Genomic DNA, 19,807 nt, shown 5'->3' on the forward strand with positions numbered 1-19,807 from the left:
TAAAATCCGGCAAGGATGCGCTTTTTTGCGGAGGGGCTTCATTTGAATGTATCCGATTCAAAAAATCTCAACCTTACAGCTATGCTTTTTTGATTTCCGATCATACCCGATTCCAACAGCCCGGATTTTCCCAGTGTATTCTGATTCTTTCCCAAGGTATCCCCGAAACCGCAAATCATACTGTTTCTCCCGAATCTGCCGAATCGCTTCTTCCGGAGAGTGATCTATCTTTAATTCTAATATAATGCAATCTGCACTCTTATCCAGTTCCGGATAAAAGATGAAATCCACATATCCGATACCGGCCTTTTCCTCACGCTCTATCCGGTACTGATCCCTTGCCGCCAGATAAACAAGGTTCACAATTGCCGTCAGCTCTGTCTCATTATTATAGTGAAGCAGCGGAACCTCTGTATTATGAGCCATTTCCAGAATCTCACACATCGTCTCTGTATCTCCGGCAAGGGTTGCTTCCAGCATCCGAACTGATTCTTTTGCCAGACGGTTTACATATCCAAGAGAGCTTTCTTTCTGCAGCATTTCGTCAAAGCGCTCCATCAGTTCCCGGTTCGGAATGGAAACTTTTCCGTTTTCATAACTTAAAAATCCATACACTACCATAGCAGAAAAAATCTCATCCCTGGTCTGAAGCCGCATGGAGGAAGCCGCATACTCGCGCACCTTTGCCTGTACCGGAAATCCGGCAGCCATGCGTACCAGATCATCTCTTACTTCTGCTATGTTTTTCTGAATATAATAATAGATTTCATCATGGGGCCCCGATGATGTCCAGTAATTTCCCGGATTATTGTTCCGAAGCGCACAGACAACCGAACGGGGATTATAGACACGCTCTCCTGAAAAAGTATGGTATCCATTGTACCACTCCTTTAACTCCTCTCTGGAAATCCTGACATTTTCCGTATTTTCCAGATACCGTTTATAAAGCCCATCCACTTCCATTTCCGTAAATCCAAAAGCAGAGCTGAACTTCTCTTCCGTAACCATGGTATATTCCACAAACATATTCAGTTCTGATCCGCTGGAATACTTGGCAATCGGCAAAATTCCTGTAATATACGCAAGCCGCACATAGGGACGATCCTTCAGCAGATTCCGAAGAAACAGCAGGTAAGCCTTTTTATCCTTTTCATGGGCAAAATCCTGGTGAAAAATAAAATCCCACTCGTCAAGTACAAATACAAACCTGGCATTCTCATCCTCTGCATAAATATCGGTCAGAATATCCCAGACAGCTTCCTCTGGTTCTATCTCTGTCATTGGATATTCCTGCCGCAGATCGCGTATCATCCGTTCCTCAATCCTGGAGATATAATCTTCATAGGAATCACAGCGCTTCGGAAGATCATGAAAGGAAATGTGGATAACCGGATATTGATTCTGGTAATGTGGGCAATCCAGCTCCTTCCCTATGGCACAAGTAGAAAATAATTCCGTCGTGTTATTCGATTGGGAGAAAAAAGCGGCAATCATATTTGCAGTAACAGTTTTTCCAAACCTCCTTGGTCTGGTAACGCATATATAGCTGTTTCCTTCTTCCACAAGGGGAAACAACTCCTTCAACATCGCCGTCTTATCTACAAAATAAGGCTTTGCCATTTCACTTTTGTACAGCGTATATGCAGTTGTACTGTTTAGGTAAACGCCCATCTCCTGCCCCCTTCTCAAAAAGAGTTTTCTTACAGCCCTTGATTCTCCATCCTCCTGGCCTGATCTACAATCTCCATCACCATCAGGCTGTGGTCAAGCCGCTTATCAAAGGCATCCCAATCTTTTTCCTCATAATATTTCGCAAACGTCTCAAGCTCATAGAACAGCCGCTCCGGGTTGTCGGCCAGATGATAGCGCTCGGGCTCGCACTTATTTTCCTGGAAGGTAAACTCCGCCAAAATACTGGAAGCGTAATCGCTGTGGAAAAAGCCCTTATTTCCCTGAATGCTGACGCTAAGAGGCGCTCCACAGTCCTTGGCGGCAATGCACACAGCCTGAAAATCAGGATACTCCATCACCAGGATTCCGGAAGTATCCACGCCGCGCTCCATATTGGGGCAGTAACGCACCTTGAAAGGCTTTCCGAAAAGCCCTGCCACAAAATGAATGTTGTAGATATTCAGATCCATCAAAGCGCCTCCGGCATTCTTCGGATCAAAGGAGGGGCTTACAATGCCCTTCTTAAAGTTGTCATACCGGCTGGAATACTGGGAAAAGTTAAGAGCCGCAAGCTTGATGTCCCCAAGCTTTGGAAGAAGCTCCTTCATCTTATCGTAGTTGGGATTGTACTGGTTGGTAATGGCCTCAAAGAGATACAGCTTCTTCTCCCTGGCAATTGCCGCTATCTTTTCCGCCTCCTCATAGGTAACGGTAAAAGGCTTCTCCAGAATCACATGCTTTCCAGCCAAAAGCGCCTCCTTTGCAAAGGAAAAATGCAGGTTATTGGGAAGCGCCACATAAACCACATCTACTTTGGAATCCGCCAGCAGCTCCTCATAGGAGGCATAACCAACGGGAATCTGATATTTGCTGCAGAATTCCTCGCGCACCTCTTCTCTTCTTGCAAAGACAGCGTAGATCTCCATCTCCTTTACCAAAGCCGCCGCATCCAGAAAGGTGGGCACAATCATGCCGGCACCTGCAATACCTACTCTCATCGCTCTTCTCCTTTTACTATACAAATTCCGTATTTGATACTCTGATTGTACCCTACTTTTCCCAGTATTTCAATCCCCGGAAAGGGATGGGATTGGAAATCTGTAAGCGTCGCCCAGGCCGTGTACATTAGATCCATGGGCTCAGAAGCCCAGATAAGAGAAGAAGGCTTCCAGGTACTGCGTATTTTCTGGGATGATGCCAGAGATCGCTTAGGGTCTTCCAGTTACGTATGGGAAAATACCACTCCATTCCTACTGACCCCGCAGCCCCCAAGCCGGCAGACAGCACAGCGAAAAACACGTACCTTACATCCGAGCCGCCTCCTTGAAGCCAAAAGCTTAGGAGAAAAATAAAATCCCCCGTCAGATTCAAGAGAAAGAGAAACAAACCATAGGGAAAGAGAAAGCTCCTCCTTTGTCCAGGAAGCATCCGAAGCGCCTGTTCCAGATGGGGATCACAGGACAAAAGGATGCAGGCAGGCGTATTTAAGGTAAGGAGAGAGAAACCGATTGGAAGCGCAAAGCTTCTCTCTATCTGTAAAAGGCAAAAGGGCAGGCCTGCGGCAGCGCCCCAAAGGATCAGCGTATTCACAAGATAATTCCTGTGATACCAAAGATACCGGAAGAAATACGTCCAAATCAGAGCCGTTTCAACACTTTTTAGTTCCTTTGCCCTGGCTGCAGCCGCATCCTCCTCATAAAATGCATAGGCATCCAGCCTTTTTTGAAAATGATACCGCCGTTCCCCATAAACCCAGGCCGTCAGCAGAATCCCACAGAGGGACAAGAGCAGGCAGCCCGTCAGTTCCATGGCTCCCCAGGAGGAGACAGCCAGGGCCGCAGCCAGAACAAGGGCCGTACGTGTAAGAAAGGTATAAGCCCCCAGCGCGCCTATATAGGCCGCTGTCAGTTTCCATCCGGAAAAAGGCAGCATAAAAAGATTCTTTCCCTTCAAGGCTTCGTTGTTTGCCGCAAGATCCTGCCACATAGAGCCGGCAGTAACAGTAAACGCCATCAGATACAAGATACCCGGCGCAATTTGCACCGAAACCTCCGCCTGTCTTAACCCCCAGAACACAAACAGGCAAATCAGGCTGCTCTTTCCTGCCTTCTCATACCTTGAACCGAATAAATAAACTGCAAATCCCTTCCACATAATCCTGTCCCCCTTCGAAACTCCTATACTTCTTTTAAGGACTTCCGAAGCTCCTCCCCATCCATTTCTTCTCGGGACACACTTCGGCTTATCCGCCCTTCCTCCATCACCAGTACCCGATCTGCCGTAAGGGTGACGCTTTCCAGAACATGAGAAGAAAATAACAGGGTTCCGTAAGCTCCATACCCTTTTATCTGCTCATATAAAAATTCCGTACCGGAAAAATCCAGGCCGTTTACCGGCTCATCCAGAAGCAGCAGCTCCGGCTTCAGGGCGAATGCCGTTATCAAAAACGCCTTCTTCCGGTTTCCCATGGACAAATCCCCCAAAAGCTTATCCGTGTATGCCTCGAATCCAAAGCCCTGTATCAAATCCTCTGCCTTTGGAAGGGGCTTTTTATAAGCTCCGAATACATAGGAAACATATTCCCGAAAGGTAAAGAAGGAAAAGGAGTGATCCTCCGCAAATACAGTGTAACGGCATTTCTTAAAAACCTCATCCCTGAAAGATACCGGCTTTCTGTTTTTTTTCAGCCCATCTGCCTGGAAGTCCTTGTGAAGGCCGGAAAGGATGTTCAGAAAAGTTGTTTTTCCAGCCCCGTTCAGCCCTATCAGCCCTGTGATCTCATTGGCATGAAGCTCCAGCGAAAGTCCCTTCAGCACCGGCTTACCGGGTGTATACCAGGCATTCAGATTCTGAATAGACAATAGATCTGACATTTTAGTCCTCTCCCTTCCCATTCTTTTCCCGTTTCCAGGCGGAGTAAGCGGAAACAAGAAATACCATTCCCAGAACCACATTCAAGGCTCCCCCGCTTATAAGAGCTGCCGCCAGCCAAACCAAAGCCAGAATACTGCGAATCCAAACATGACGCATATTTAAGTCCTCCTGTTCGATAAAATTTCTTTTTGTTTTCACATCGGTTGTTTTGTTGTGCTTAAAGCATAACTCAAAATGATCCGCTCTGCCGAAATGTCCATAATCGGTCGTTTTTTGACCGCCATTGGTAAGGAAACGAAAAAAAGAGCCCTACTCATTTGATAAGTGCAAGCTCTTTCTTACAATACGATCTGCCATGATTTGGGAAACAGCGTTCCAGGCCTTTCAAAGATTTTTTTCATCCGGCATCCCCTGGTATGCGAGGGTTACCACTGCACGGAACTTTTTTCCTTCCCAGGAGGTGCGAAGCGTTCCCTCATACTTCTCTGCCGCAGTCCGGACGCTTTTCAGCCCCCAGCCGTGAAGCCCTTCTTCGGTTTTTGAGGTTTTCAGCTCACCGTCCTCTTCCGTTACCTCCTCAGCGAAAGTATTTTCCACCTTAATCACGAGCATCTGGTGAATCCGCCGGATGGTGAGAGCCGCCTGCCTCCCTCCTGGATCTGCCACTTTTTTGGCTGCTTCCAATGCATTGTCCAGAAGATTCCCCAGAATTGCGCACAGATCAGCGCTCCGCAGATTGGTATGACGGGGAAATTCTGCCTGAAGCTCCAGAGCAATGCCCTCCCGGGCGGCCGCCGCTGCCCGGCTGTTCAGCAGATAATCCACGGCCTCATCCCCGGTATAGACGGTTTCTGCCATTTCCCGGATAGGAGCCTGCAGATCCTCCAGATATCCTTCTGCCTCTTTATAGCGCTTCTGGGAAAGGAGGCGGTAAAGAGCCTCCAGATGGCGGTGCATATCGTGAAACAGACGGGCATTGGCCCCATAGGACTGATTCAGCGCCTGGTAATCACGTTCCAAAAGTTCCGCCTGTTCCGCCTTAAGACTGGCAAGCTCCTGCTCTATCCGGTACTGCCGGTTCATATGAAAGACCAGAAGGCCCATCAAAAGCACAAGAGACAGCATAGTCCAGATATCAAGCAGATCCTCCTGGATAAAAATGGGCCGCTGCTCAGACAGGGTTATTATCCCAAGGAATCCGGCCAGAACCGGAAAAGACAAAAGCCTAAAATACTCCTGCTCTCTCATCCCTGGCCGCTTTGCCCCATAGAGAGCCACAAACCCCAGAAAGCAGAAGGCCAGCCAGGCGCCTGCCTGTCCTTCCGGACTGCGTCCATCCAGAAAGACTCCGGTATTTTGCCATATTCCCAAGGCTGACGAAAGCAAAAACTGCCACAGTGAGAAGGTTATCTCATAAAACACACCCAAAAAAAGGCTCATCCTTATTTCTGTCCCCAGAAAATAAGCCCCGCAGCCTCCAAGCCAGAGGGCTTCCAGGCAGAGTCTTCCGTAATCCGGCACTGGCAGCAGGAAAAGCAGCGCCCCAATTCCCCCCGCTCCCAAAGCTCCCAGAAGGATATTTTTCTGTTCCGCCCGGTTCTTTTTCTCCAATACACAGCCTGCCAGAAGAAAATACAGCCAGGTGCGTAGGCTTCCGGTCAGAAATACGGACGATACAATCATTCCCTGTCTCATATGTGCATCCCCCAGTAGGCGTTGATCTGCTCCTTCACACCCTGGAGATGGGAACGGCTGACCGGAAGGCTGGCGCCGTTTTCCAGGAAAACCATGCTGTTTTTCACCTGCATCACATGAATAAGGTTCACAATACAGCCCCGATCGATAAAAATAAATTCCTCCGCTGCCAGCTCATCATAAATCTGCTGGAGGCTGCCGCGCACCTTTGAGGTTCCTTTTTCCCAGGTGATACTGACATTTTTCCCGTCGCGCTCGATAAAGTAAATCTCCCGATAAGGGATTTTCTCCAAGCGGCTGTTTGTCTGGATGGTATAGACCTTGCCGTCCTCAATCAGGAGCAGACGGATCGCATCCTCCAAGGCTGACATAAGACGCTTTTTTTCGTCGTTTTTCGGAACGTATCGAAAAACAGCCAGCTCATAGGCGTCAATGGCATATTCCACATGGGAGGTGATAAAAATAATCTTAACATGGGGCAGGCACGGCTGGAGCTCCTTTGCAAGCTCCATTCCGTTTTTCCCCGGCATTTCAATATCAAGAAGGATCAAATCAAAATGAAAGCCGTCCTCCACAATATCACAGAACAGGTTATCGCTGTGGGTGTAGACTGCAATCTCCCCCACAGCCCTGCAGTTTGACAAGGCAGCTTCCACGGCCTGTCTGTGGGCCGCTGCCATCTCCTGTTCGTCATCGCAAATTGCAATCTGCAGCATTCCTTTCCCTCCGGTTCCTGCTATAGAAAAACATCATTCTATTGCCGCAGTTCCGCATCAAGCGCCTCCAAGCCCTTCAGAATCCGCTTCATAGCCGAAGCCACATCTGCTTCCTCCAGGGTCTTATCCTTGGCGCGGAATACGATAGAGTAAGCCATGGACTTATAGCCCTTCTTAATCTGGGCGCCTTCGTACACATCGAAAAGCTGGCAGCTCTCCAGATAGCTTCCGCCCTTATTTTCAATAATTTCCTCGATCTGTCCGGCTAAGACGGACTTGGGAATTACCATAGAAATATCACGGTTTACTGCCGGATATTTTGCGATCCCTTCGTATTTCCGGTCAAAGGTGGCGAAGGGTTCTATGGACGGCATATCAAGAACCGCCACATAGGCTCTTTCTCCGATTCCGTAGGTATCGGCCACGGCAGGATGTACCTCCCCCAGATAGCCTACGGTCTTGCCGTCGTAGATGATATTCGCCTGACGGCCGGGATGAAGGAAGGGCTTGCCTGCCTTTGGATCGTAAACCTCCTTTTTGTGAAGGCCGATTTTGTCAAAGAATTCCTCTACTACGCCCTTCATAGTATAGAAGTCTCCCTCTCCGTACATACCCAGGGTAAACTGCATCCGCTCGTCGGGAAGCCCGGCCAGGGGAAGCTCTTCTGCCACATAAATATTTCCCAGCTCGTAGAGACGGACATTTTTATTTCTCCGGTTGTAGTTGGTCGCCAGAGAGGTCAGCATCCCATTTAGGGAAGTGGTGCGCATAATACTGAAATCCTCTCCCAAGGGATTGGATATGGTAATGGCACGGCGCAGGGGATCTTCCTCCTCAAGCAGCAGCTTGTCAAAAACCTTGGGGCTCTCAAAGGAATAGGTCATTCCCTGGGAGAAGCCGCAGAACTCTGCGATATCCCGGGCAGCCTCCTCCACACGAAGCTTAAAGGGCAGCTTTCCGGTGGTTGCCTCTCCGGTTGGCAGGGTTGTGGGAATGTTGTCATAGCCGTAGAACCGGGCGACCTCCTCCGCCAAGTCTGCCAGGCGAAGAACATCCTGCCGGAAGGTTGGCACAAGGATTTCTCCGGTTTGTTGGTCATATTCCAGCTCTACCATATGGAGGTAGGAAAGCATCTGCTCCTTCGTGATATCCGTACCCAGAAGGGAATTGATCTTTTCTGCATCAAAGGGGACACGGACAGGCTCCTTGATCCCCGTGTATACATCCACCATGCCGTCCACAACCTCACCGGCGCCCAGCTCCTCGATCAGCTGACAGGCACGGTCAATGGCAGCCTGTGCGTTGTTGGGATCCAGACCCTTCTCGAATTTGCCCGAAGCCTCGGTACGCAGTCCTACTTTCTTTGCGGAAAGGCGGATGTTGACGCCGTCAAAGCAGGCGGCCTCAAAGAGCATGGTTTTTACGTTGTCGGTGATCATGGAATTCTCTCCGCCCATGATTCCGGCAATACCGATTGCTTTCTCTCCGTCGCAGATCATCAGCACAGAATCGTCCATGGTCCGCTCCTGGCCGTCTAAGGTGACGAATTTTTCATTTTTTTCTGCACGGCGCACCAGGATCTGATTCCCTGCAATGGTATCCAGATCGTAGGCGTGCATGGGCTGTCCGTATTCCTCCATCACGTAGTTGGTAATGTCTACGATGTTGTTGATGGGGCGGATTCCGTTTACTGCCAGACGGCGCTGCATCCACTTCGGTGAGGGTGCAAGCTTGATGTTCTTTACGACCCTGGCGCAGTAACGGGGGCAGAGATCCGCATCCTTTACATCGACCCGGATATAGTCGTTTACATCGCCGCCGGAGCCCTTTACCCTTACCTTGGGGGGAATGAAGGGCTTGCGGAAGGTAGCCGCCGCTTCTCTGGCAATGCCGATGACGCTGTAGCAGTCTACCCGGTTGGAGGTAACCTCGTACTCGAAGATCACATCATCAAGGCCAAGGGCTTTGATGGCGCTCTCTCCTACCGTCACATCCTGAGGGAAAATGTAGATGCCGTTCTCCGGGGCCTCCGGGAACAGCTCCCGGGTCTGGCCCAGCTCCTCGATGGAGCACATCATGCCGTTTGACTCTACGCCGCGCAGCTTGCCTTTTTTGATCTTGATGCCCCCCGGCGTCATTTTTCCGTCGTGGCCGCCTGCCACACGGCCGCCGTCCAGAACTACCGGGACTTTCTGGCCTTCCTCTACGTTGGGGGCGCCTGTTACGATCTGAACCGGAGCTTCCCCTCCTATATCCACCTGGCATACCACCAGCTTATCTGCGTCCGGATGGCGCTCTATCTTTAAAATCTGTCCGATGATGATGTGTTCCAGATCCGCATCCAGGGCTCGATAACCCTCCACTTTTGTTCCGGAAAGGGTCATTGCATCGGTGTATTCCTGTGCCGTCACGTCCAGATCCGGCACGTATGCTTTAATCCATGATAATGATGTATCCATACTCATATCTCCTATTTAAAGTTCCGTAATATCCCTCAAAGTACACGGGTATGAAATCAATTTCCAGCCGCACAAAATATGCGTCTGTAAATCGATTTGTGCACTTTGAAGGATATTGCTGTTTAAAGTTCTACAATATCCCAGGGTACTACTGCTTAAAATTGTCCTAAAAACCGTATATCGTTTTCATACAGGAGCCTCATATCGTCAATCTCGTATTTCAGCAGTGCGATACGCTCCAGCCCTACGCCGAAAGCGAAACCTGTGTACTGCTCGGGATCGATGCCGCACATCTCCAGTACGTGTGGATGCACCATGCCGCAGCCCAGGATCTCGATCCAGCCGCTTCCCTTGCAGAACCGGCAGCCTTTGCCGCCGCATTTGAAGCAGCTTACATCTACCTCGGCGCTTGGCTCCGTAAAGGGGAAGTGATGGGGACGGAATTTGGTCTTGGTCTCCGGCCCGAAAAGCTCCTTGGCAAATTCCTCCAAGGTTCCCTTTAGGTCTGCAAAGGTGATATTTTTATCTACCACCAGGCCCTCGATCTGATGGAAGGAGGGGGAATGCGTGGCATCCACCTCATCGGAACGGAACACCCGCCCCGGGGCGATCATGCGGATGGGAAGCTTTCCCTGTTCCATCACCCGGGCCTGGCATGGCGAGGTCTGGGTGCGCAGTACGATTTCCTTGTTGATGTAGAAGGTATCCTGCTCATCCTTGGCCGGATGGCCCTCAGGAATGTTCAATTTTTCAAAGTTGTAGAGATCATACTCAATCTCCGGGCCTTCCACTACCTCGTAGCCCATGCCGATGAAGATACGCTCTACCTCTTCTAAGGCAATGGTGTTGGGGTGCCGATGGCCGGACTGATTCTTTTTGGCCGGGAGGGTTACATCGATAACCTCGGCTTTCAGCTTTTCTTCCCGGACCAAAGCCTCCATTTTTTTCTTGGCCTGCTCCAGGACATGCTCGATTTCCTCACGTGTTTCGTTGACCAGCTGGCCTACCTTCGGCCGATCCTCAGGCGCAACGTCCTTCATGCCTTTCAGAACACTTGTTAATTCCCCTTTTTTTCCGAGAACAGCTACGCGTACATCGTTCAGCATGTTCAAATTTTCCGCTGACTGAATCTGCACCATGGCATGTTCACGGATTTTCTGCAGCTTCTCCTTCATTTTACTCTCCTTTATTTGTCCATAAAAATACGCAGAAATAAAATACGTCCCTAAATAGGGACGAAATCATTTCCGCGGTACCACCCTGATTCCTGCTTTTTGCAGGCGCTCATTCTATACGTAACGTGTACAACCCGTCGCCGCCTACTATCTCCTTCAGCGGCGCTGCTCCGGTGGGAAATTCAATGATTTTCTGAACTTGGGACTGCTCTCAGCCGGTGACATTCCCTCTCTGTCAGAAGAAGAATCATCTACTTTGCACCTTCACTGCATTTGATTTTTTCTGCTGGGATTTATTCTATAACAAGTATGGCAGAATTGTCAAGCATTTAATCAAAAGACAGCTGTTTTCCGATCACGCAGCGTTTTCCGCCCTTTCCACCGCCTTCCGGAAGAGAAGAAACCCTGCGGCAAACATCACGGCCAGAATTGCTACTCCGGCCCGGGAAGTATCGAAAAGCTGTGTGGAGATTCCCATCAGCATTGTACCCATAAAAGCCGCGCCCTTGCCGAAGATGTCAAAGAACCCGAAGTACTCCGTCGCTTTTTCCTTGGGCACAATCTTCGCAAAATAGGAGCGGGACAGAGACTGGATCGCCCCCTGGAACACAGCCACCCACACGGCTAGAAACCAGAACTCCCAGGTCTTATCCAGCTGCAGGGCAAACAGCACGACTCCGAAATATCCGATAATCGACACCTGAATCAGCGTCGTGTTTTTCACGCGCTTGGAAAGGAAGCCAAAAAGAACCGAGCATGGAAACGCAACCACCTGCGTCAGCAGCAGCGCAAGTAAAAGGTTTGTATCGCTGATCCCCACATCCTTGCCGTAGGAGGTTGCCATATCAATAATTGTATACACACCGTCAATATAGAAGAAGAATGCAAGGAGAAAGCACCACACAGAAGGCTTCCTGCGAATCTCCGAAAAGATACCGGCCAGACGCCCGAAGCTGTCCCTCACCGGATGAAGGGTGCGCTCTACATAATGCTTTTGTTCATAACTTTTCAGAAGCGGCAGCGTCACCAGAAGCCACCAGGCCCCATTGACAAGAAAGGCTATGGCCATAGCCGTATTTCCGCTGATACCGATGTTCTCCGAAAAAAGCACAAAGACCAGGCTGAAAATAAAGGGAACACAGCTTCCGATGTATCCCCATGCATAGCCCTGGGCCGAAACTACATCCATCCGTTCATCCGTCGTCACATCTCCCAACATGGCGTCGTAAAAGACAAGACTGGCATTTAAGCCCACCTTCGCCAGCACATAGACCACCAGAAAGACAAGCCAGGTCTTTGGTACGGCAAGTCCGGCACATCCAAGGACGCCCATCATCATAAAAAAGGTGAATACCGGCTTTTTAAAGCCCTTGGTATCTGCCAATGCTCCAAGCACAGGGCCCAATACGGCAACAATAATCGTCACAATCGAGGTTGCATAGCTGAAATACGCAGTGGAATCCGCCGCAGTGATTCCGCTTGTCTCGGCTATATTTTTATAATAGATGGGAATGATGGTGGCAGTCAGAAGCACAAAGGCCGAGTTGCCTACATCATAAAGAATCCATTTTTTCTCCAAATTCGTCAATTTATCCATTCTGCACTCCTACTTTTGTTCCAAAGGACACGGACCTTACTGCAGCTCGGGCTCTCTCTCATAGTCTCTGTCAAGCCGTGGGTTCAGGGCTTCCCCTGCAGCAATCTCATAAATATATTCCTCAATAACCGGAGCCGTCAAGACGACCGCAGCAGAAAGCCGCTTTTCCAGTTCCAGATTGCTCTCTTCACAGGCAGCTTTCGGTATCCCGTCCATAATCAGGCCGCCAATCTCTCTATCCTGTCCGGCAATCCTGGACAATGCCCTCAAAAACAATGCTTTTGCTTTACAGCGGCACTGGAAAAAGCGGATACACCGGCGGAAGCCCTGGATGGATTGGTCAATCTGCCGTGAGGTTACCCCGTCGAACATAGAAGCAATGGCTTTCTCCGTGTCATAATCCCTGCGCAGGTGGGCCGTGCAATTCTGCCGCACCGGATCCCTGCCGTCCTTTTCCATTAAAAAACGGTCAAAATCCGTCTCGATCTCTAAATGGCCAAGATGGTGCTTCTCTGCATAGCGGTTGACATAAGGATGGCACTCGCTGTCCAGCATAAAATGACAGAGAAAACCGCACAGATATGACAAAAGCACATTGCTTGGCTGCTCCTGGTAATTTTGCCTTCCCTTCTCAAAAAAACCGGAAGCTGACTCCTTGTGCATCTGTACTCCGAGCTGATTCACCGGATTCTTCCCCACAGGCCGGTAATAAAAGACAAGATCCGGCCCATGAAGCCCCAGAAGATACGCCTCCTTATTCTCTTTGATCATAGTCCGTATCTCTTTTGGCAGCGCCTGGAAGACCAGCTTGCCGAAATGATAATGTGCATAAGTTGCAGGCATAATTTTATTCCTATTCCCACGGCCTGTACCAGCTCTTTGAAGGCCGCAGTCCTTTCTTTCTTATTTGCGAGGCAGTCTTACTCTTTCTTATCCTTCTATAATTTCCTCTTTCTTATTCTCTCATAAAGGACGGGTTTGTACAAGTAAATTTTTCCACTCTGTCCCTTGGAAAACATCATACCGGGATTCACACTTTCTTTGCTTCTACATAGTATGGGATTGTAAATAATTATTTTGGAGGATTTCTCATGAGTGATTTGACTGCTACAAACTGTGGATGTGGATGTAATGAAATGGCCGGCGGCAACAACAGCTGCTGTTCCTGGATCTGGATCCTTCTCCTGCTCTCCTGCTGCGGCGGATGCGGCGGAAACAATGGCTTCTTCGGCGGCAACGGCGGATGCGGAGACAACAGCTGTCTGTGGATCATCCTGCTTCTGTTCTGCTGCGGCGGCAATGGCGGCTTCTGCGGAAACAATGGCGGATGCGGCTGCTAATCAGCCATCCCGAAAGGCCGGCTCTATGGAGCCGGCCTTTCCTTCCCTTTGTCTGTATGGGAAGCCTTGCTTTCCCATGATTCCACATTTGCTGACTTCAGATCCTTTTCCTTCCTTTCTTTTTGCCGCAGGCACTCTTCGTCCATCTCGTAAATCGTCGTATCATCTATGATCAAACGTCCCATAAAAGCCTCCTGTTCCGGCTGCATACTGCCTTTTTTGTTTTTGGATCAGACAACAGCCATTTTTGAATAAAACAACAGATTCACCTTTATGATATTCATATTTTCTATGAGCGTACATATATTGAATAAGAAGAGGGGGAAATTTCTATGAATTTCACAGAAGACAGCTACAAGCTTCTTTACGATGTGCAGAAAAAATGCAATGAATTAAATCAGAAAATTGATTCCATTATCCGGATTATGGAAATGCTTACCACCTATATGCAGTATTCCAGTATGATGCCTGACATGTCGGATTTATTTCATATGTTTCATATGCAGAATCAATCTGGGGAGGGCACGGATCCGGATCCATTTTCCCCGCCACCCATGCCGGAAGGGAGTGAGTCCATGAATCCAAATGATTTTCAGAAAATGATGAACGCAGCCAAAAACTCCAATCAGCAGATGTCTCAGGAGGAATTCAACCAGATTTTCGAGACATTAAAGCAGGGAAAATCCCCGGAGGAAGTTGCCCGGATGGAGCAGATGGTACAGTTGGCAAAAAGCTTTATGCAGTAAGCATGACCAGGCCCTAAGCTTATGCCAAAATTTCAAATGACTGTTTAAAAATCCTTCTATGATATAATGAAATCAGCCTTTGGCCTCATGTTCATTACGTCATAGAAGGATTTTTTTGAAAGCGTCAGGCCTTTACCTCTGCATTGCCGTAATCATTTCCCTCATTGAAATTCCGGGCATTTTCCATGGTAACCACAGCGATGGCCTGCATCGCCTCTCTTGTAAAAAACGCCTGGTGGCTGGTCAGCACCACCTGGGGAAACATCAGCAGCCGTGCCGTAATATCATCCGTAATTGCCTTGTCGCTGCGATCCGTATAGACATTCTCATCCTCTCCCTCATAGACATCCAAAGCCACTGCCTGGAATTTTCCTTTTTTCAGAGCACGGATGAGGGCTTCATTGTCAATCAGCGGGCCTCTTGCCGTATTCACCAGCATGGCCGTATCCTTCATCAAGGCAATGCTCTCCTCATTGATAATGTGATGGGTAGCCGGAAACAAAGGCGCATGAAGAGAAATCAAATCTGCGCGCCGGAACAGCTCTTCCTTCTCCACATAGGCCAGAAGCCCCTCTTTCTCAAGCTCCTCATTGGGGTAGGCGTCCCAGCCCAGAACGGTCATGCCGCAGCCCTTGCAGAGCTTTGCCATACAGACGCCAATCTTGCCTGTACCTACGATTCCGGCCGTTTTGTTGTGGAGATCCAGTCCCAAAAGGCCGCTTAAGGCAAAATTGTTATCCTTTACCTTGTTGTATGCTTTGTGGAGACGGCGGTTCGCCATCTGTACAATGGCCATGGCATGCTCCGCTACTGCATAAGGCGAATAGGCCGGCACGCGCAGGATGGTCATGCCGCAGTCTCTGGCTGCCGCCAGATCTACATTGTTGAAGCCGGCACAGCGCAGCAGGATGAGCCTCACGCCGCTCTCCTTGAGACGCTCCACCACCGGACGGGATACGTTGTCGTTGACAAACACGCAGACTGCGTCAAAGCCCTCCGCCAGATTCACGGTCTCCGGCCCCAGATTTGAGGTAAAATATTTGATATCGGAATTGTAGGTTCCCTCCCCCTTATCTCTCGTAAGCCCGCTGAAAAAGATACGGTCATAATCCTTGGTGCCGAAAAATGCAATTCGTAAGAGGGCCGCGGCCTTCTTCTCATTGAATTCCCGGTCAATCACTTCCCGGACGGCTTTCCATGCCTGTTCCTCGTCCTCTCCGCTTACCTCAAGCCGCAAGGTATCTCCTTTTCTTATGCGCAAAGCCAGAAGCTCCAGCACATTGCGCCCGTCGGCTGTCTTTTCATTGGCTGTGACGGTCACAAGACTCTTAAAATCCACGCAGCACTGTGCCAGCAGCGCACAGGGCCGCGCATGTACTCCTAAGGGATTTGTTACTTGATATATGATTTCTTTCATGGGCTTCCTTCTCCTTCATCTGGACATCTTTGGGCATGTTTACACGCTCTTAGAAATAATATATCCAAATGACCCATGATCATGCATGGCTTTCACGGACAGGGAGACCCTTAGAATTCTATCATCTGTACGTTACGATTATCACTTAAGGACTTTTACCTGGCATTTCTTTCTCCGGCAGGCAATTCCATATTGAAAAATGGTTTCCATTCCATCTTCGATAAGACGAGACTTGTAATCCTTTTTTTCGATCTGCTGCAATGCCTCCCGGCAGGCAGCTTCCATATCCTCTGTCTCCGAATACTTAAGTTCTATTACCATCCCAATGCCCTTATCCTCAATTTCTACAAGAATGTCACTATAGCCCTCCCCGGATTCTGCATTGGATACGATATCCCAGTCTCCTCTGTGGCTTAAAAGCCCCAGGAGTATACCGTGATAAAAGTTTTCCTTTTTTTCTTTCCGCACAGCTGTGTCGCGAATACTGATGGTTTTGCAAAGATAAGCGTTGAACTGCTTTTCGATGGTCTCAATGTCGGCCCGGACAAAAGCTTCGCAGAAAGCGTCCAGCTTTGGCACATCCTTTTTGGCCTCCTTCTGGAACCATTCTTGAACCTGTTCTGTAAAAATCCTGCGTATCTCCAGATTCGGAATGGACAGGCGGTAGATTTCTCCCTCGGCTTTTTCTCTTCGGGTGAGATAGCCTGTCGTAAAAAGCACGCTCCAGAGATTGTCGAGATTTTCATAAAGTTCCCGGTAGGTCAGCTCCTCGCGAATCTTTTTTGCCACGGTTTCACCCTGGATGAGCTGTTCAATCTCCCGCCTTGTACTCTGCTTTGCCATGCTAAGAAATGTCCGGATGATGTCATTTCCGCTGGTGTTGATCCAAAAGGCTTTTGGGGCGGCATCCGGATCGGCTCGAAGAAGATCCACATAGTTGATCACATCCCAAGGGCAGTACACGCTGGTATTTCCAATAAGGTAGCCGTCGTACCATTCCTTTATAAGGGACTCATATTTTTCCAGGCCGTAATAGCCCAGCATAGCTTTGACTTCCTCTTCGGTAAATCCGAAATATTCATCAAAGCGGACATCGGAAATGGAGTAAATCTTAAAATTGTTAAGTCCGGTAAAGATACTTTCCTTTGCAATCCGCAGACATCCCGTCAATACGGAAAAGTAAATGCTTTCATTGCTTTTTAGAGCACGGCTTAAGAGATTTTTCAGCAGGTCAGCCATTTCGTCATAATAGCCAAAGAGGTGCGCTTTATCTAAAGGTACATCATACTCGTCAATCAGCAGAATCACCTTTTGTCCGTAATGCCTGTAAAGGAGCTCGGACAAAGTCCGCAAAGCGTCCTTCAAAGCTTCGTCCGACACGGAAAATATCTGACGGCCAGCCGTATCATTCCTTATTAATTGTGCATACTGCGCCTTTTGTTCCTCTGTGAGCTTCCCACTCTCTGACAAAAATGAAAAGCGAAGAGCCTCCCGTCCGATGATGGTGCTAAGAGCCGCCTTTGCGCCCTCAAAATCCCTGGCATCCATATCCTTCAGGGTAATGGAGAGCACCGGGAACTTTCCCATATATTTCTCACAAAGCTCTCTTTCCGCTGCAATCTGAAGTCCTTCAAAGAGACTGGCGTCACAGCCATAGGAAAAAAAGGTTTTCAGCATGTCCATATTCAGGGATTTGCCGAATCTTCTGGGACGGGTAAACAGGTTCACCTCTCCCCAATTGTTTAATAACTCCTTCAAAATCCCCGTTTTATCTACATAGTAAAATCCTTCGGTGCGAAGCTTTTCAAAATTCTCAACGCCTACGGGCAGTTTTTTTATTTCCTGCAAGCTTGTCTGCTCCTTTCCTTTTTAATACATTTCTCAAAAGTCCAGAAGAAGCTGTTTTACCCAGGCACAAAGCTTGCTGCTGCTCTCGTTTGCTATCCGCACAACCTCCTCGTGTGTATGCTTCTTTGTGGCAATTCCTGTGGCCATATTGGTGATGCAGGCGATTCCGAATACCTTCATGCCAAGATAATTGGCCGCAATGGTTTCCGGAACCGTGGACATTCCAATGGCATCCGCCCCGAGGGTTTCATAGGCCCGGATCTCTGCCGCCGTCTCATAGCAGGGGCCGGAAAAGATGGCATAGACACCTTTCTTGTAGGAGATGTCAAGCTTCTCTGCCGCCTGCTCCGCCTTTTCAATCAACTCCTTGGAGTAAGCCTCCGACATATCCGGGAAGCGGACGCCAAAGCGCTCGTCATTTTCCCCGATCAGAGAATTCTTACCAAGCATATTGATATAATCCGTAAGAATCATCAGATCTCCCGGCACAAAGCTGCGGTTGATACCGCCGCAGGCATTGGTCACAATAAGGCTCTCAATGCCGAGAAGCTTCATCACATACACCGGATAGGTAACTTCCTTCATCTCAAAGCCCTCATAATAGTGAAATCTTCCCTGCATGGCAGCTATCACCTGTGCTCCAATCCGGCCGATTACCAGATTTCCTGCATGGCCTGCTACATGGGACTGGGGAAAACCTGGAATATCCTTATATGGAATAATCACCTTATCCTCCATCATATCCACCAGACTTCCAAGGCCGCTTCCCAGAATAATGCCAATGGTCGGTTTTTCCTTACATCTGCTTTCTACATACTGCGCTGATTCCTGTACTTTGTCATAAAATGTCATATTCTGATTCCTCCTATTCTAAGCTGCTGCACATATCCTTCTGCTTTTATCTGATAAGAACAGTATACAATATTATGTGCTGTAAAATAAGGCCAAATGGCCTATTTTATACATATTTTTCTACTCCTTCGTATTCTGATTAATAAACTCCGTTTTCACCTTCGAATACACAATCCGCTGGCTGTGATAGAGCCCGTAATATCCGGACTGCATATAGCTGACTGCCAAGGAGAGAAACAGGTAAGGCGCTCCCTCAAAGCCGAACATCTCAAGCCCAATCAGCAGCGAGGAAATGGGACTGTTGGTCACGCCGCAGAAGACAGATGTCATGCCGCAGGCCGCCGCCAGCGAAGGAGAAATCCTCAAAACCTTTCCTGCAAGGCAGCCAAAGGTCGCACCCACAAAGAAAGTCGGCACAATCTCGCCGCCCTTAAAGCCCCCGGCCAGGGTAAGGGCCGTAAAAATAATCTTAAGCAGAAATGCCGCCCAGATTACATTTCCCTCCATAGCCGCCTCAATAATGTGCATCCCGGACCCCAGATAATCCGTCGTCCGAAAGCCAAGGGTCAGAACAATAATCAGGCATCCTGCCGCAAAGGTACGCAAAAAGGGATTCCGAAGCTTCTCATGGAAGATATGCTCTGTTTTATGTAAGACTACGCAGAAAAGAATGCTGACAGCTGCGCACAGGAAGCCAAGAAGCAGGATTTTCCCTCCGTTTAACAGCGTAAGTTCTGGAATCTGCCCGATTACAAAGTGCTCTCCCTCCATGCCGAAGGACTTGGCAATGGCGCTCGCTATGTAAGAGGACACCACACAGGGAACAAGCGCCGCATAGTGCATAATTCCCACGCTTACGACTTCCATGGAAAATACAGCCGCAGCCATAGGCGTTCCGAAGAGGGCGGAAAAGGCGGCGCTCATTCCGCACATAATCACCACGCGCTTATCATTTTCATCAATCCGGAAGCATTTGCCGAGGAAATTTCCGATGCTGCCTCCAAGCTGCAGGGCCGCACCCTCTCTGCCCGCAGAACCGCCGAAAAGGTGGGTCAGCACGGTAGAGGCAAAGATAAGGGGGGCCGTCTTGATGGGAATCTCCTTTTCCGCATGGATGGCGTCCAGAACTCGGTTGGTACTGCTGCGCTCCTGCTTTGTCTCCCAATGGTACATCCACACAATCAAAAGGCCGCCGAAAGGCAGGCCAAAGAGCAGCCAGGGGTGGGATGTCCTCAGCTCCGTCACATAGGCCACGCTTTTTCCGAAAAAGGTTCCGGTCAGTCCAAGACAGCCTCCGGTAATCACAGAAAAGAGCAGCCACCGCGCCAACAGCAGCAGGCGGTTCCCGATGGTATGCTGCACCCAGGCAGATGCCTCCGGCAGCTTCTTTGTCAGTTTTTCTTTCCAAAGCTTCATA

General features: G+C 49.1%; 18 protein-coding genes and 1 other annotated feature. Of the genes, 2 read left to right on the forward strand and 16 right to left on the reverse strand.

The genetic code is table 11. From position 1 onward, the window contains the following. Positions 1-57 precede the first annotated feature (57 nt). The 11 genes from VV089_RS07380 to VV089_RS07430 form a co-directional block, all read right to left on the reverse strand. Positions 58-1,671 carry an AAA family ATPase gene (locus VV089_RS07380; RefSeq protein ID WP_334335446.1) on the reverse strand — a complete coding sequence of 538 codons (1,614 nt, stop codon included), beginning with the start codon at positions 1,669-1,671 and terminating at the stop codon, positions 58-60. Between the two features lie 29 nt (positions 1,672-1,700). Next, positions 1,701-2,669 (reverse strand): Gfo/Idh/MocA family protein, encoded by a 969-nt coding sequence (locus VV089_RS07385; RefSeq protein WP_334335447.1) that lies wholly within the window; start codon positions 2,667-2,669, stop codon positions 1,701-1,703. A gap of 127 nt (positions 2,670-2,796) precedes the next feature. Further along, positions 2,797-3,825 (reverse strand): hypothetical protein, encoded by a 1,029-nt coding sequence (locus VV089_RS07390; protein WP_334335448.1) that lies wholly within the window; start codon positions 3,823-3,825, stop codon positions 2,797-2,799. 23 nt (positions 3,826-3,848) lie between these two features. After that, the gene (locus VV089_RS07395; protein WP_172540663.1) at positions 3,849-4,544 is read right to left on the reverse strand and encodes an ATP-binding cassette domain-containing protein; all 696 of its coding nucleotides are present in this window, start codon (positions 4,542-4,544) and stop codon (positions 3,849-3,851) included. A gap of 1 nt (position 4,545) precedes the next feature. Then, positions 4,546-4,701 carry a hypothetical protein gene (locus VV089_RS07400; protein WP_334335449.1) on the reverse strand — a complete coding sequence of 52 codons (156 nt, stop codon included), beginning with the start codon at positions 4,699-4,701 and terminating at the stop codon, positions 4,546-4,548. A gap of 228 nt (positions 4,702-4,929) precedes the next feature. After that, the gene (locus VV089_RS07405) at positions 4,930-6,240 is read right to left on the reverse strand and encodes an ATP-binding protein (protein ID WP_334335450.1); all 1,311 of its coding nucleotides are present in this window, start codon (positions 6,238-6,240) and stop codon (positions 4,930-4,932) included. After that, entirely contained in the window at positions 6,237-6,956 is a 720-nt protein-coding gene (locus tag VV089_RS07410) for a LytR/AlgR family response regulator transcription factor (protein ID WP_334335451.1), read from the reverse strand. The genes VV089_RS07405 and VV089_RS07410 overlap by 4 nt, the downstream gene beginning before the upstream one ends. A 38-nt stretch (positions 6,957-6,994) precedes the next feature. After that, the gene (gene pheT / locus VV089_RS07415; RefSeq protein WP_334335452.1) at positions 6,995-9,415 is read right to left on the reverse strand and encodes a phenylalanine--tRNA ligase subunit beta; all 2,421 of its coding nucleotides are present in this window, start codon (positions 9,413-9,415) and stop codon (positions 6,995-6,997) included. 155 nt (positions 9,416-9,570) lie between these two features. Beyond that, positions 9,571-10,590 (reverse strand): phenylalanine--tRNA ligase subunit alpha, encoded by a 1,020-nt coding sequence (gene pheS / locus VV089_RS07420; RefSeq protein ID WP_172541923.1) that lies wholly within the window; start codon positions 10,588-10,590, stop codon positions 9,571-9,573. A gap of 53 nt (positions 10,591-10,643) precedes the next feature. Then, positions 10,644-10,867 (reverse strand) — a binding site (T-box leader). Between the two features lie 78 nt (positions 10,868-10,945). Beyond that, on the reverse strand, positions 10,946-12,187 hold the full coding sequence (locus VV089_RS07425; RefSeq protein ID WP_334335453.1) for an MFS transporter: 1,242 nt from the start codon (positions 12,185-12,187) through the stop codon (positions 10,946-10,948). 36 nt (positions 12,188-12,223) lie between these two features. After that, a complete protein-coding gene (locus VV089_RS07430) occupies positions 12,224-13,030 on the reverse strand; it encodes a zinc dependent phospholipase C family protein (protein ID WP_334335454.1) in 807 nt (268 codons plus the stop codon). A gap of 248 nt (positions 13,031-13,278) precedes the next feature. On the opposite strand from VV089_RS07430, the gene VV089_RS07435 reads away from it, so the two are divergent. Next, the gene (locus VV089_RS07435) at positions 13,279-13,527 is read left to right on the forward strand and encodes a chorion class high-cysteine HCB protein 13 (protein ID WP_172541920.1); all 249 of its coding nucleotides are present in this window, start codon (positions 13,279-13,281) and stop codon (positions 13,525-13,527) included. Positions 13,528-13,550: 23 nt separating this feature from the next. Here VV089_RS07435 and VV089_RS07440 read toward each other — a convergent pair whose 3' ends face one another. After that, positions 13,551-13,712, reverse strand: a complete 162-nt coding sequence (locus VV089_RS07440) for a hypothetical protein (protein ID WP_334335455.1) — start codon at positions 13,710-13,712, stop codon at positions 13,551-13,553. Between the two features lie 147 nt (positions 13,713-13,859). Here VV089_RS07440 and VV089_RS07445 point away from each other — a divergent pair, with 147 nt between their 5' ends. Further along, the gene (locus tag VV089_RS07445) at positions 13,860-14,273 is read left to right on the forward strand and encodes a hypothetical protein (RefSeq protein WP_172541919.1); all 414 of its coding nucleotides are present in this window, start codon (positions 13,860-13,862) and stop codon (positions 14,271-14,273) included. Positions 14,274-14,397: 124 nt separating this feature from the next. On the opposite strand, the gene VV089_RS07450 is transcribed toward VV089_RS07445, so the two are convergent. From VV089_RS07450 to VV089_RS07465, 4 genes are all read right to left on the reverse strand, one after another. After that, entirely contained in the window at positions 14,398-15,690 is a 1,293-nt protein-coding gene (locus tag VV089_RS07450) for a fused HPr family phosphocarrier protein/2-hydroxyacid dehydrogenase (protein WP_334335456.1), read from the reverse strand. Positions 15,691-15,831: 141 nt separating this feature from the next. Next, positions 15,832-17,538 (reverse strand): AAA family ATPase, encoded by a 1,707-nt coding sequence (locus VV089_RS07455; RefSeq protein WP_334335457.1) that lies wholly within the window; start codon positions 17,536-17,538, stop codon positions 15,832-15,834. A 33-nt stretch (positions 17,539-17,571) separates the two neighbouring features. Continuing rightward, positions 17,572-18,390 carry a purine-nucleoside phosphorylase gene (locus VV089_RS07460; RefSeq protein WP_172541916.1) on the reverse strand — a complete coding sequence of 273 codons (819 nt, stop codon included), beginning with the start codon at positions 18,388-18,390 and terminating at the stop codon, positions 17,572-17,574. Positions 18,391-18,510: 120 nt separating this feature from the next. Further along, complete coding sequence (locus VV089_RS07465; protein ID WP_334335458.1) at positions 18,511-19,806, reverse strand: chloride channel protein; 1,296 nt, start codon at positions 19,804-19,806, stop codon at positions 18,511-18,513. Position 19,807 lies beyond the last annotated feature (1 nt).

It is taken from the genome of Candidatus Merdisoma sp. JLR.KK011 (assembly GCF_036941125.1).
Lineage (GTDB): Bacteria > Bacillota > Clostridia > Lachnospirales > Lachnospiraceae > Laedolimicola.